This is a genomic window from uncultured Ralstonia sp., assembly GCA_913056305.1.
GTDB lineage: Bacteria > Pseudomonadota > Gammaproteobacteria > Burkholderiales > Burkholderiaceae > Ralstonia.
On sequence record CAJXMR010000140.1, the window covers coordinates 1 to 12,482 of the forward strand.

Annotated in this window: 19 protein-coding genes and 1 pseudogene; 5 read left to right on the forward strand and 15 right to left on the reverse strand. The window is 66.9% G+C overall.

The window, feature by feature from the left end; genetic code table 11:
• The 10 genes from QZ609_RS18490 to QZ609_RS18535 all read right to left on the reverse strand — a co-directional run.
• Positions 1-100, reverse strand: a 100-nt coding sequence (locus QZ609_RS18490) for a thiosulfate oxidation carrier complex protein SoxZ (RefSeq protein WP_295497875.1), incomplete at its 3' end; no start/stop codon positions are given.
• A 16-nt stretch (positions 101-116) separates the two neighbouring features.
• On the reverse strand, positions 117-590 hold the full coding sequence (gene soxY, locus QZ609_RS18495) for a thiosulfate oxidation carrier protein SoxY (protein ID WP_295497840.1): 474 nt from the start codon (positions 588-590) through the stop codon (positions 117-119).
• 11 nt (positions 591-601) lie between these two features.
• Entirely contained in the window at positions 602-958 is a 357-nt protein-coding gene (locus tag QZ609_RS18500; RefSeq protein ID WP_295497842.1) for a c-type cytochrome, read from the reverse strand.
• A 154-nt stretch (positions 959-1,112) separates the two neighbouring features.
• Positions 1,113-2,012, reverse strand: a complete 900-nt coding sequence (locus tag QZ609_RS18505) for an EamA family transporter (protein ID WP_295497844.1) — start codon at positions 2,010-2,012, stop codon at positions 1,113-1,115.
• 106 nt (positions 2,013-2,118) lie between these two features.
• A complete protein-coding gene (locus QZ609_RS18510; protein WP_295497846.1) occupies positions 2,119-3,414 on the reverse strand; it encodes an NAD(P)/FAD-dependent oxidoreductase in 1,296 nt (431 codons plus the stop codon).
• Positions 3,411-3,758 (reverse strand): c-type cytochrome, encoded by a 348-nt coding sequence (locus tag QZ609_RS18515; protein WP_295497848.1) that lies wholly within the window; start codon positions 3,756-3,758, stop codon positions 3,411-3,413. The genes QZ609_RS18510 and QZ609_RS18515 overlap by 4 nt, the downstream gene beginning before the upstream one ends.
• Positions 3,759-3,875: 117 nt before the next feature.
• A complete protein-coding gene (locus tag QZ609_RS18520; protein ID WP_295497850.1) occupies positions 3,876-4,145 on the reverse strand; it encodes a DUF2024 family protein in 270 nt (89 codons plus the stop codon).
• 27 nt (positions 4,146-4,172) lie between these two features.
• A complete protein-coding gene (locus QZ609_RS18525) occupies positions 4,173-4,697 on the reverse strand; it encodes a peroxiredoxin (RefSeq protein WP_295497852.1) in 525 nt (174 codons plus the stop codon).
• A 60-nt stretch (positions 4,698-4,757) separates the two neighbouring features.
• Positions 4,758-4,901 carry a hypothetical protein gene (locus QZ609_RS18530; RefSeq protein WP_295497854.1) on the reverse strand — a complete coding sequence of 48 codons (144 nt, stop codon included), beginning with the start codon at positions 4,899-4,901 and terminating at the stop codon, positions 4,758-4,760.
• A gap of 18 nt (positions 4,902-4,919) precedes the next feature.
• Positions 4,920-5,672, reverse strand: coding sequence for a hypothetical protein (locus QZ609_RS18535; protein WP_295497856.1), 753 nt, complete (start codon positions 5,670-5,672; stop codon positions 4,920-4,922).
• Positions 5,673-5,771: 99 nt separating this feature from the next.
• On the opposite strand from QZ609_RS18535, the gene QZ609_RS18540 reads away from it, so the two are divergent.
• On the forward strand, positions 5,772-6,635 hold the full coding sequence (locus QZ609_RS18540) for an AraC family transcriptional regulator (protein WP_295497857.1): 864 nt from the start codon (positions 5,772-5,774) through the stop codon (positions 6,633-6,635).
• 13 nt (positions 6,636-6,648) lie between these two features.
• On the opposite strand, the pseudogene QZ609_RS18545 reads toward QZ609_RS18540, so the two are convergent.
• The 3 genes and pseudogenes from QZ609_RS18545 to QZ609_RS18555 all read right to left on the reverse strand — a co-directional run.
• Positions 6,649-6,778, reverse strand: a pseudogene (locus tag QZ609_RS18545) (DUF3363 domain-containing protein); the annotation flags it as partial.
• Positions 6,779-6,831: 53 nt separating this feature from the next.
• Positions 6,832-7,647, reverse strand: coding sequence for a BON domain-containing protein (locus tag QZ609_RS18550; protein WP_295497859.1), 816 nt, complete (start codon positions 7,645-7,647; stop codon positions 6,832-6,834).
• A gap of 49 nt (positions 7,648-7,696) precedes the next feature.
• On the reverse strand, positions 7,697-8,098 hold the full coding sequence (locus QZ609_RS18555) for a YraN family protein (RefSeq protein ID WP_295497861.1): 402 nt from the start codon (positions 8,096-8,098) through the stop codon (positions 7,697-7,699).
• 35 nt (positions 8,099-8,133) lie between these two features.
• Here QZ609_RS18555 and rsmI point away from each other — a divergent pair, with 35 nt between their 5' ends.
• On the forward strand, positions 8,134-9,036 hold the full coding sequence (gene rsmI / locus QZ609_RS18560) for a 16S rRNA (cytidine(1402)-2'-O)-methyltransferase (RefSeq protein WP_295497863.1): 903 nt from the start codon (positions 8,134-8,136) through the stop codon (positions 9,034-9,036).
• On the opposite strand, the gene QZ609_RS18565 is transcribed toward rsmI, so the two are convergent.
• A complete protein-coding gene (locus tag QZ609_RS18565; RefSeq protein WP_295497864.1) occupies positions 9,033-9,755 on the reverse strand; it encodes a septal ring lytic transglycosylase RlpA family protein in 723 nt (240 codons plus the stop codon). The two genes, rsmI and QZ609_RS18565, sit on opposite strands and share 4 nt — an antisense overlap.
• Positions 9,756-9,956: 201 nt before the next feature.
• On the opposite strand from QZ609_RS18565, the gene QZ609_RS18570 reads away from it, so the two are divergent.
• The 3 genes from QZ609_RS18570 to QZ609_RS18580 all read left to right on the forward strand — a co-directional run bounded on the left by QZ609_RS18570 (position 9,957) and on the right by QZ609_RS18580 (position 11,855).
• Positions 9,957-10,613: an MBL fold metallo-hydrolase gene (locus QZ609_RS18570; RefSeq protein ID WP_295497866.1), complete on the forward strand. Its 657-nt coding sequence runs from the start codon at positions 9,957-9,959 to the stop codon at positions 10,611-10,613.
• Positions 10,610-11,311 (forward strand): exonuclease, encoded by a 702-nt coding sequence (locus tag QZ609_RS18575; protein ID WP_295497869.1) that lies wholly within the window; start codon positions 10,610-10,612, stop codon positions 11,309-11,311. Before QZ609_RS18570 ends, QZ609_RS18575 begins: the two co-directional genes overlap by 4 nt.
• A gap of 274 nt (positions 11,312-11,585) precedes the next feature.
• A complete protein-coding gene (locus QZ609_RS18580; protein ID WP_295497871.1) occupies positions 11,586-11,855 on the forward strand; it encodes a hypothetical protein in 270 nt (89 codons plus the stop codon).
• Between the two features lie 123 nt (positions 11,856-11,978).
• On the opposite strand, the gene QZ609_RS18585 is transcribed toward QZ609_RS18580, so the two are convergent.
• A complete protein-coding gene (locus QZ609_RS18585; RefSeq protein WP_295497873.1) occupies positions 11,979-12,329 on the reverse strand; it encodes an arsenate reductase family protein in 351 nt (116 codons plus the stop codon).
• Positions 12,330-12,482: the final 153 nt, after the last annotated feature.

Here is a 12,482-nt window from a genome sequence, read left to right on the forward strand (position 1 = left end):
CGTCTTTGCGCTGGCCGGTTTCCATGTCGTGCTTCATCAGGATCTTCACGTCGGTCACGCCGCCGTTTTCCATTGCGCGGATGCGCATCGGGTCTGCCATGGTGTGCTCCTAGTCCTTAGCCGCCGCAGCCACCGAGGGTGACTTTCACTTCCTTGCTCGTCATCACCCACTTGCCGTTGGCGCGCACCGCCGCGTACACGGCCGAGGTCTCGCCCATCTTCACGCGCGTGCTGACAAACGGCTCGGTGCCGGCGGGAATGGCAAAGGTCGCGGCCAGCGTGTTCGGGTTCTTCTCCACCAGGATGGCGATCAGGTCCGTGCCCGGCAAGGTGCTGGTGACGACCAGCGGCACCACGGCGCCGTTCTCGGCGATGTCCGGAGCGGTGAGCTGGATGCCGGCGCCGCTCTTGTCGACGGCGCCGCCGCCGCCCAACTGCTTGAGCACGTCGTTCACGCCCTTGATGCTGAAGGCGGTCTTGTTCCACTCGGCGGCCTGCGCCGGGGTGGCGAGGCCGGCGGACACCAGCAGCGCCATCATTGCGCCCGCGCGCAAGACATCGCGGCGGGTCAGGTTCACGTCATCTTGCATCGTGCGCGCCCTCACTTGGCCGGGGCGCCAGCGAGCACCCAGTCGATCACCGTCTTCAGGTCAGCATCGCTGATCTTGGGGTTGGCCGGCATCGGGATCTGCCCCCACACGCCCATGCCGCCCTCGCGCACTTTCTTGATGAGCTTGGCTTGCGCGCCGGCATCGCCCTTGTACTTGGCGGCGACATCCTGGTAGGACGGGCCGACCAGCTTGCGGTCGACCGCATGGCAGCCGAGGCAGGCGTTCTGGTTGGCGAGCGACTGGGCGCGGGCGGCGTCGATGGCGGCCTGCGCGGGCACGGCGACAAGCGCCAGTCCCGTCAGCGCCAATGTGCTGGCAGCGGCGGCGAGCGATGCGGCGAACTTCATGGGGTCTCCGGTGGGTGAGGCGGCCCGCGTCGGTGCGCGGGCGGATGGACCTCGTATTGTGCCCGAATCCGCAGCATCGCTTGGGCCCGGCCCGCCAAAGCAAAACGCCCGGAACCTGCACGGCCCGGGCGTTTGCGCTGCGTTGTGCGGCAGATCAGGCGATGGCAAACCGCGCCGCCAGCCGCCCGCCGAACACGTTGAGCAGCAACCCCACCATCACCACGGCGCCGCCCAGCCATTGCGCCGGCACCAGCCGCTCGCCCAGCAGCGCGGCAGCCGACACCAGCCCCACCACCGGCACCAGCAGCGTGAGCGGCGCAACCTGGCTGGCGGCATAGCGCCCGAGCAGCCGGCTCCACAGGCTGTAGCCGAAGATGGTGGCGCCAAAGGCCAGGTAGAGGATGGCGCCGATGCTCGATGCGCCGAGGTTCGTCAGGCTGTGCGCGATCTGTTCCGGCCCTTCCATCCAATACGACAGCAAGAAGAACGGGATCGGCGGGATCAGCGCGCCCCACACCACCAAGCTGACCACGTTGACCGGCCCGATGCGCTTGGTGACGATATTGCCACTGGCCCACGAGAGGGCCGCGCACAGCGTCAGCAGGAAGCCCGCCGTGGTCATGCCGGTGGCCGCCGCGCCAGTGTGGGTGGTGCCGGCCATGCCGATGATCGCCAGCCCGCACGCCGCCACCGCCATACCGGCCAAGTGGTACCAGCGGATCGGCTCGCGCAGCACCACCGCCGCGATCGTCAGCGTAAAGAACGCCTGCGATTGCAGCACCAGCGAGGCCAGCCCCGCCGGCATGCCCACATACATGGCCGAGAACAGGAAGACGAACTGGCCGAAGCTGATGGTCGCCCCATAGGCGAGCAGCCATTTGAGCGGAATCTTCGGACGCGGCACGAACAGCACCGCCGGGAAGGCCACCAGCGCAAAGCGCAGCGCACCCAGCAGCATCGGCGGCACGCCGTGCAGGCCGACCTTGATGATGACGAAATTGACGCCCCACACCAGCACAACGGTCAGGGCCAGCAGCAGATCCTTGGGAGACATGGCGATTGGAATACTCAGACGGCCGCCCGCGCGGCCCTACGACGCACTGTAGGCGCGGGCCGCGGCGCCGACTTGCACGATCTTGCGCATTGTTGGCGCCGGGTGCCTACCCCAGCATGTCTGACCAGATCGCCCGGCTCCACCCCAGCGCCAGCTTGCCCTCCTCCAGCGACGGCGCCGCCGACAATCCGCCCGCGCCCGGCACCGTCACCATGGTGTGCTCGGCCGGGTCGTAGCGGTGGACGGTGTTCACGTGCATGGCCTCGGCGGGCGTGGCGAAGCTGTAGCAGTTGTTGGCGTACAGCGGCGACGCATCGGGCGCGCGGCCGGCCAGCATCGCCACCACGGCGGCGGCGGCCACCTTGCCGTGCTGGTTGGCCATGTGGCCGGACTTGGGCATCAGCGGCGCGGTCTGGATGGCATCGCCGATCACGTGCACGCCCGGCGCCACCTTCGATTCGAACGAGAGGAAGTCGACCTCGCACCAGCGCCCGTTGGCCGTGGCCAGCCCGGCCGAGACGGCAATCGCCCCGGCGCGCTGCGGCGGGATCAGGTTGACCACGTCCGCCTGCACGGCGTCCTGCACGTCGAACTTGAGCACGCGGCCGGTCGCGTCGATGTCGACCGCGTTGTATTGCGGACGGTATTCGATGTGATTGGGATAGCGCTGCGCCCACACGCGCTTGAACAGCGCGCCCTTGGAGGTCACGTCGTCGTTCGCGTCGAGGATGAGCACGCGCGACTCCGGCTTGGCGCGCTGCAGCCAGTGGGCGATCAGACAGGCGCGCTCGTACGGCGCCGGCAGGCAGCGGTACGGCGCAAGCGGAATGCTGATCGCCACCGTGCCGCCGTTGGGCATGGCTTCCAGCCGGTGGCGCAGCGCGAGCGTCTGCATGCCGGCGCGCCACGCGTGCGGCGCCTGCGCGGCGGCAGTGGGATTGGCGAGGCCCGGGATCGCGCCCGGCACGAAGTCGATCCCTGGCGACAGGATCAGTCGGTCATAGTCGAGCGTGCCGCCGCCGGCCAGGCGCACCTGCTTTGCGCCGATGTCGATGGCGGCTGCGCGATCGCGCACCCAGCGCACGCCGTGGCGTTCGACCAGCGCGTCGTATGGCACCGTCAGCGAGGCGAGATCGCGGTCGCCCGACAGCACGAGGTTCGACAGCGGGCACGAGACGAAGGCGGCGTTCGGCTCGACCAGCGTCACGTCGACGCGCCCGCCGGAGAACACGCGCACATACTTGGCCGCCGTCGCCCCGCCATAGCCGCCGCCGACCACCACCACGCGCGCATTGCGCGTGCCCGACAGCGAGGCGCACGCGGCCAGCGGTCCGGCCAGCGCGGTGGCCCCAAGCGCGCGCAGCACGGCGCGCCGGTCTTTACGCAAAGACGTGTCGCTCATGGCGCCTCCTGCGGTTGACGCGACAGCCAGCCGGCGATGGCGGCGATCTGCGCATCGTCGTAGCCGCGTGCGATCTGCCCCATCACCGTGGCCGGGCGGGCGCCGCTGCGGAAGGCTTGCATGACCTCGATCAGTTCAGCCTGCGAGCGGCCGGCCAGCGGGGCGAGTGTTGGTGCGGGCGTTTTTGCGCCCGGCGCGGTGTCAGCGTGATGGCAGGTGGCGCAGGAGGCGGCCCAGGTACGGGCCTGCGCGTTGGACGGCGGAGCATCAGCGGCGCAGGCCGCGTGGGCAACACACGCGGCCACGAGCGCAGTCGCGGCGGCGAGTCGGGGGGCGACGGGCATGACAGGCAAGGCTGAGTCACGAATGCGTCATACCCTAACACGCCGCACCGCCCACGTGCACCACGATGCACAGCACAACAAAAACCCTGCTTGGAGGCGCGCTCGAACCAAGCAGACTCAAACGCAGTTTTCCAACTCGATGATGGCGAAGCCGATGCGATTGATCTCGGCCTCAATGGGCGGCGAGGAAAATTCGGTGTGGCAGAAGCGACATTCCTGTGCGCTCAACGTTTCCGCCGGCACCCCTTTGGCTGCCAAGTAACGACGCCCGTGGGCCAGCACGACGCCTGACGCCTTGTCGCGGTCCTGGTCGCGCACGAGGATGTCGAAATGCATCTTGCGGCCATCAGGCCGCAGAACGTAGGTGTCAAAAACGGCAATTTTCATGGAGTCATCTTTCCGAAGAGTAGGAGGTCAGATGGCGCTGCACACAGGTCCGCTGTCAGCAGACTGGACGACGCGCGCCGCGTCGATTCCCCCGCTTGAGCGCAATGCGATCAGCTCCCCCAGCACAGCACCGAGGCGCAAGTCATCGAGATGCCCGAAATACTGAAGTGCGAGTTCGCCTGCACGATCAAACACCATCAGGGTCGGGGTTCCCTTCAGCGCCCACTTGCTCATGGTCGCTGGCAATGACGAACCCTCCTGGGAACGATCGATCGCAATTGGGAATTGCAGCCGGTACTCCCTCGCGAACACACGCAACGCATCGGGCGTCATCACATGATGGTGCTCGAATACGCTGTGCATGCCGATCACGGCCAGGTCATCCCGAGCAAAGATCGTGTACAGATTGCGTGCCTGTGGCAGGCTGAACTGCGTGCAGCCGGGGCAGAGCATCTGGAAGACGGTGACGAGCGTTACCCTGCCCCGCAAGGATGCGAGGCTCAGTGGTGCGTCGGTGTTAATCCAGTGGCTGGCTTCGATCTCGTAGCGCATGGTGTCAAAGACCCGAATGCGCGCAAACCTCACCCGTCGCGGGGTGAGATTCGCGCAAGTTCACTTCAGCGCGACCTTGGGAAAATCGAACGGGATATCCAAGGTGACGTTGATGTGGTTGGTGAAGAGATTCAAGGCGACGGGCGCCATGCTCTCGACGATCTGCTCGTCACCGAGACCGGCTTTCGGTTGAAGTGAAGCCATGGAACTGGCGAGCAGGTCTTATTTGTTGGCCTTGCCCGGCAGCGACAGGTCGCCCGACGCAACTTTGAAGACGTTGGCGACGCACAGCAGCGGGTTGTGCACGCTGGCGTTGACGCGCAACGCGGCCGTCACGCCATCGAAAGCGCCCGCCTCAACGGCACCTATGTCGTCGAAGGGCACGCGCACCTCAACGGTTCCGTCCTTGAACGTCGGCGTCCAGCCCGGGCTGTCGATCAGGATGGGCAGGCCCGGCCAGGTCTTCGGCACACGTGGCTTGGTGCCTTCGGGAATGTCCACCACCTTCAAGGCGTCCTGACCGCAGGCAAGGTCGGGCTGTAAGACCACCCAGTGCGAATGCCAGACGTCGCCGTCGTTGTCCAGTTTCCCGTCACCGTTCTCGTCGAACAGCGGCGTGTCGTCGAAGTCGGGGTGGGACGTCACCGCGAGGGCCAGGATGCCGGCCTTCGGTTCGAAGCCGACGACGGACGGGTCCAGGCTGGTCGGCCAGACATACGAGAACACCGAACTGCCGGCGAGCTTGCCTGACTTGGTGGGATGGGTGGTACCGGCCTTGCCGGAAACCGCCATGTGGAAGATGGCAACGTTGCCATCGGTGGAAATCTTGGTATGGACGATGTCGAAAGGCGCCTTCACAGTCTCGTTGGCCTCAGTGGCAATGCCGCCCTGATGGCTCGTGTCGTGGGCGGTTGCGCCACCGGCCCAGCCAGTCAATAGCGAGGCAAGGAGGATGGAAAGCTTCAGCGAATTCATGGTCTGCCCTTTCTCCGGAATGGTTTGGTGAGGGCAGTATGGGCGTGCCGAATGTATGATTGGGTTCAATCAATCCACAAGACATACCATTTAGTTCAAATGTCGGCTGTCACGCCTATCGACCGCCTCTCGGGCATCCTCGACCGCTTCCGGGTCCGGGCGCAGTTGCATCATGCCGGCGCGCTATGCGGCCTGAACCACTTCGACGCCCGCGAAGGGCATGGCTACTTGCATGTGCTGCGCCGCGGCCAGTTGGAGGTGAGCCACCCGGGCGCGCGAGACGTACCCAAGCGCATGAGCTTCGATGAACCGACATTGCTGCTGTATCCGCGCCCCCTCACGCACTGCTTCCACAACCCGCCGGCGGATGGGCCGGATTTCACCTGCGCGCGGCTGGTCTTCGACGGCGGCGCGAACAACCCGCTGGCGCGGGCGCTGCCCCCGTTGATTGCGCTACCGCTGGCCCGGGTGCCGGGCCTGCACGCGGCATTGGAACTCCTGTTCGCTGAAACCGACCGCGTGCGCTGCGGCCAGCGACTGCTGGCCGATCGGCTGTTCGAGGTGGTTGTGCTCCAGCTGTTGCGCTGGCTGCTCGACCACCCGCAGGAAGCGGGCGTGCGTCCTGGCCTCATCACCGGACTGTCGGACCCACGCTTGGCGCGCACCTTGGTGGCGATGCACGACTGCCCGGGCGAGCCTTGGACACTGGAGCGGATGGCCGGATGCGCCGGCATGTCCCGGACGGCGTTCGCCAACACATTTCGCGCAGTGGTGGGTCAGACCCCGGCTGACTATTTGAGCGGCTGGCGAATAGCGTTGGCACAAAGCCGGCTGCGCGAAGGTCGGCCCATCAAAATCCTGGCCGAAGAACTCGGATATGCAAACCCGTCGGCACTATCACGTGCGTTCGCTGCCAAGGTAGGCATGTCGCCCCGTGATTGGTTGGCGAAGACGTCTTCTTAAGAATCGAGGCACTTCAGGTCAGCGACGCTCCTCGCTGATGGCCAAGCTCCCAAGACACCGCGCCGCCGCGCCGCGGCGATCTGCTGCCCCAGCCGCTGCTCGGTCACCGGCTTCCACGGCATCAGACTGAATCCCAAGCCGTCAGCGTGACACAAAAAACGCAGCGCGAAGGCTGCGTTTTTCGTGATCACTGCGCTCACGGCAGCTGCTTGCCGGGCGGCAGCGCCGGCGTGGTAGCCGGCGAGACCGTGGCACCCGCGCCCGGCTGGCCCGGCGCCGAGGTGGTGACCGGCGCGGGGGCCTGCGTGTCGGCCGGTGCCGGCGTGGTCGACGTGCCCGGGGTGCCGCCTGGCGCCGCTTGCGGGTTGGTCGAGGTGGCGTTCGTGTCCAGGCGCTTGCGCTCCTCGTCGCTGACGTAATCGAACACCTTCACCACGCGGGCAACGCCGCCCACCGTGCGTGCGGCCTCGGTGGCGCGATTGCCTTCGGGCTCGGTCACCACGCCCATCAGGAACACCGTCTTCGCCTCGGTGGTGATCTTGATCGAGTTCCAGGGCACGCCGTCGGCGCCGGCCAGCGCGGCCTTGACCTTGGTGGTGAGGTAGGTGTCGTTGGTGCGCGAGCCGAACGAGCTGGATTCGCCGGTCACCACGATCTCGTTGACGACCTCACGCGCGTTCTCCAGCTTCTGCGCGTACTGGCCGATCTCCTGCTTGGTCTGGTCGCTGCCGGCCTCGCCGGTGAGCAGCACCTTGCGGTTGTAGACCGTCACGTTCACGTGGGCCCGGCCGTTGTAGCGCGAGATCAGCGTGTTCTCGGCTTCCATCTGCAGGCCGCGGTCGATGGTCTGCGTGGCGGTCGGACGGCGGTCGGTGGCGAGCGCCACGCCACCGGCCACGGCACCCGCAAACAGTGGGAAGCAGGCGGTCAGCTGCGTGGCGGTGATACCGGCCAGGGCGGCCAGCACGACGGTGCGCTTGGCACGGGCAGACATTGGCAACGAGAGTTTCATGCTGTCCTTGATGAGAGTCCGGAAGGGGGAAGCGTGGGAAGAGCGAAGTTCATGCCTCGACACCAAAGGCATCGCGCATCCATGTAATGCGCGCGCCGTCGATTGCGATGACATCGAAGCGGCACGCCGGTACATCATCTGGCTGGCGTGCGAGAAAATCTTCGGCCGCGGCGATCAGGCGGCGCTGCTTGGCGGGCGTCACGCTGGCGGCCGCGCCGCCAAAGCGCTGCGTGGAGCGTGCCACCCGGGCGCGGACCTCGACAAACACCAGCACACCGGCCGTATCGTGCAGTACCAGATCGATCTCGCCGCCCTTGCAGCGATAATTGCGTTCGACCACCGACAAGCCGCGCGCCTGCAGATAGCGCAGCGCGCGGTCCTCATCGGCCTCGCCGGTGGCGGCGCTGTCGTGTGAAAGGGGCTGCGAAGGGACGGGCTGCGGCGCGTGCATTGGCGGTTTGAATCGACTGACTAAGAGAAGTTCTCGTGAGTGATCCTGACTGGACCCTGCTGGCGCATGACCAGCACTATCCCGCCGGCGCATTATATGTGGTGGCTACGCCCATCGGGAACGCCGCCGACGTGTCGCTGCGCGCACGGCATGTGCTGAGCCTCGTTGATGCGGTGGCCTGCGAGGACACGCGCAACACCGGGCAATTGCTGCATCGCCTGGGCCTGTCGCGACCGATGCTGGCCGCGCATGAGCACAACGAGCGCGAGGCCGCCGCGCGCATCGTCGAGCGGCTCGCGCGCGGCGAGCGCATCGCCTATGTGTCCGATGCCGGCACGCCGGGCGTGTCGGACCCCGGCGCGCGCATCGTTGAAGCCGTGCGCGCGGCTGGGCATCGCGTGGTTCCGCTGCCGGGCGCGAGCGCGGTGGTGACGGCGCTCTCCGCCGCCGGCGAGCTGCTCGACACGTCGGGCGGGCAATTCACCTTCGTCGGCTTCCTGCCGCCAAAGGCGGGCCAGCGCGATGCGGCCATCCGCCAGTGGGCTGCGCATGGGCCGGCGTGGGTGGTCTATGAGGCGCCACACCGCATCGACGCAACGCTCGCCGCGCTGGCCGAGCATCTGCCCGCGCGACGCCTGCTGATCGGGCGCGAACTGACCAAGCTGTTCGAGCAGATTGTGGTGCTGCCGGCGGCCGAGGCACCGGCATGGCTGGCCGCCGATGCCACCCATGGCAAGGGCGAATTCGTGCTGGTGGTGGAAGGTGCCGGCGCGCAGGACGCTGCCCCCACGGCGATGGCCGCCGACCAAGTCTTGCGCTTGCTGCTGGCCGAGCTGCCCGCCAAGCGCGCGGCCAAGCTGGCCGGAGCGATTACAGGTGCGCCGGTCGATGCGCTGTATCAAAGCGCGCTGGCGCTGAAGAACGACGGGAAGGATTAACGACGGGCTTTCGCCTTGTGCCGGGCCGCCTTCTTGCGCGGCGGTGCCGGCTCGTCGGACCCGACATCGGCATCGCCATCGTTGCTGGCGACGTCGGTTTGCGTGAGTTCGGGGCGCAGTGCCTCGACTTCGGCCCGCGACAGGCGGCGGATCTCGACCTGCGTCGAGCCGCGCTTGACGAAGTCGAGCCGCTTGGCCGCAGCATAGGACATGTCCAGGATGCGCTTGCCGTGATACGGCCCGCGATCCGTCACCTTGGCGACGACCACGCGGTCATTCGACAGATTGCGCACCAGCACCCAACTCGAGAGCGGCAGCGACGGGTGCGCCACCGTGAAAGCGTTCATGTCGAAGCGCTCGCCGCTGGCGGTGCGGCGCCCGTGGAAGCCGCGGCCGTACCACGAGGCCAGGCCGCGCTGCTCGAAGGTGCCGAGATCGGCGCGCAGGCCGGGCTCGGTATCGGCCGGGGCCATCTGCAGGCCGCTCGATTCCGGTACGCCACGGAAGGCTAGCGCGCCCCAGGCATCGGGGTTGTCGCGCGCGTCGGGCACCTTCCGCGTGGACGCGGCACCCTTGCCGGCCTGCGTGCTGCCCGGCGGCTCGCCCGGCATCGCGGCACAGCCTGCCAGCACCAGCAACGCGGCGCCATGCAGCAACCAACTGCGCACGGCGCGGCGGGTTGACGGACTGGGGAGTGGGACGGCGAACGGTTTGAGCATGGGCGCGAGTCTATCACGCACTTTGCGCCGTCCTATTTACATTTCCTATCAATTCACCCCTATCTCGTAGGCATCTTGCATTAACTTTGTAATATTTTCTTTCCGTTGTAACAGCGCCGCCCGCCAGCCCAGTGCTGGCGCGGGCCGGCGCCGATACAATCGGCGTATTCCCGCTCCGCGCCCGTGTGCACAGAAAACCACATGAAAGTCGTCGTCGTCCCCGTTACGCCGTTTGAACAGAACTGCACGCTGCTGATCGGCGAGGATGGCCGCGCCGCCGTCACCGACCCGGGCGGCGACATCGAGCGCATCCTGGCCGCCGCCGCTAGCCAAGGCGCGCGCATCGAAAAGATCCTGCTCACGCACGGTCACGTCGACCACTGCGCCGCCGCCGACGCGCTGCGCACGCAGCTTGGCGTGCCGATCGAAGGCCCGCACAAGGACGAGGCGTTCTGGATCGACCAACTGCCGATGCAGAGCCAGCGCTTCGGCTTCCCGCCCGCGCAGGCCTTCGTGCCCGACCGCTGGCTGGACGACGGCGATACGGTGGAAGCCGCCGGCCGCACGCTCGAGGTGTTCCACTGCCCTGGCCACACGCCCGGCCACGTGGTGTTCTTCAGCCGGCCCGACCGCGTCGCCATCGTCGGCGATGTGCTGTTTGCCGGCTCGATCGGCCGCACCGACTTTCCGCGCGGCAACCATGCGGATCTGATCCGCTCGATCCGCACCAAGCTCTGGCCGCTCGGCGACGACGTGACCTTCGTGCCGGGGCATGGCCCGGTCTCCACCTTCGGCGATGAGCGCGCGACCAACCCGTACGTCGCCGATCGCCTGTTTGCCGACGAAGGCACCGCATGAGCGACGACACCTCCGCCGACACCGCGCCCGCGGCCCCGGCCGACAAGCCGCGCCGCAAGCGTGGCAACCAGACGCCCGATACGCGTCCGGAGATCTACGTCAGCACCGACATCGAGGCCGACGGCCCCATCCCCGGCCCGCATTCGATGCTGAGCTTTGCCAGCGCGGCATACCTGGCCGACAAGACGCTCATCGGCACCTTCGAAGCGAACCTGGAAACCCTGCCCGGCGCCGAGGGCCACCCGATCCAGATGCAGTGGTGGGCGCAGCAGCCCGAGGCATGGGCCGCGTGCCGCCGCAACCTGGAAGCGCCCGAGGCGGCGCTGCCGCGCTACGTGGAGTGGGTCGAGAGCCTGCCCGGCAAGCCGGTCTTCGTGGCGTTTCCGGCGGGCTTCGATTTCACCTACATGTTCTGGTACATGATGCGTTTTGCCGGGCGCTCACCGTTCGGCTGGGCCGCGCTCGACATCAAGACGCTGGCCTTTGCGCTCACCGGCTTGCCCTACCGGCGCAACGTCAAGGCGGCCTTCCCCGCGCAGTGGCACGACCCGCTGCCGCACACGCATATCGCGCTGGACGATGCGAAGGAGCAAGGCGCGCTCTTCTGCAACATGCTCGCCGAGCTGCATAAACGCGCAACTGAGCGCGAAGCCGAGCACGCTGCGCTCCAAGCTGCTGCACTGCCCGCACAAGACTGAGCGCCCCGCGCATCACCCATCAAGCCAAGAGCGGCGTGGCATCAGCGTCTTGCCCGCGTGACGCACGCACCATGCCGCGGCGCAACTTGCGGCAGTGCAAACCCGCGTCTACGCTGGTCCTGTGCGAGGCGACCAGACGACTGCGCCAGCAGGTGCCGACACGCAAAGCCACTCGCATACGTCATTTGCGTGTCGTATCGTCATCGGGCCGCACGTACCCCGACGCCGGTGCGTGCCGGCGTCGGCCATCACATCAACGGCGGGAGGAACAGCGATGCGATTTTCCCGTGACGCGTTTGATACGCACCATCTGCGAGCGATGACGGAGCGCTTGCATTGGCATCGCAAGGCTTCGGCCAAGGCAATCCCGCTCGACGCGCGCGCGCATTCACATCTGCACCGCGCCCGCGGCGACGAGAGCGACGACGCTGAAGTCATGAAGGTCACAGCGGTTTCGACCGCAGTGGCGCTGGCAGTGGTGCTCGCCGCCATGCTGGCGATCGGATTCGGGTCAGAAATGACCCGATGGATGGGCCTGGAATGATCCGGAGCCCGTGCGCGTCTTGACGGACGCAGCCCCGGCCCTCGCGCAAGGCGATTCGGCCACCCCTGAACGGCCTGTCCGATGGAAATCGGCAGGCCGTTCAACTTTTTGGGGCTGCGGGATTTACTTGAGGAAAGCGTCGAGGGCTTCGGGCGTGCGGCCGATGGTGGCGTGGCCATTGCGGACCAGCAGCGGGCGTTGCAGGAGTTTCGGGTGGGCTGCGATGGCCTTGAGCAAGGCTTCGTCGGAGGCATCGGCCAGGTTGAGCTGGGCGTACTCGTCTTCGTTTTCGCGCACGAGGGTGCGCAGCGGTGTGCTCAGTTGGCTGGCGAGTTGCTTCAGGTCGGCCAGCGTGGGTGGGGTGTTCAGATATTCGATGACTTCGAGTGGCTCGCCGGTTTGCTTGGTGAAGGCCTCGGCTTGTTCAAGCGCGGTGCGGGATTTGGAGCAGCGGGGGTTGTGGTAGATCTGCATTTGGATGAGATGGCGGGCTTGTTGCGAGTGCTGCCATCTTAATGGCCCTGGTGGGCATCTCTGCATTCGTATCTTGCTATGGGGGGATTCGTGGGGATTTGTTCTTGTGGTGCATCCCTTGTTTCATCCCCTGCCGGGGCTGACTCACTTTCT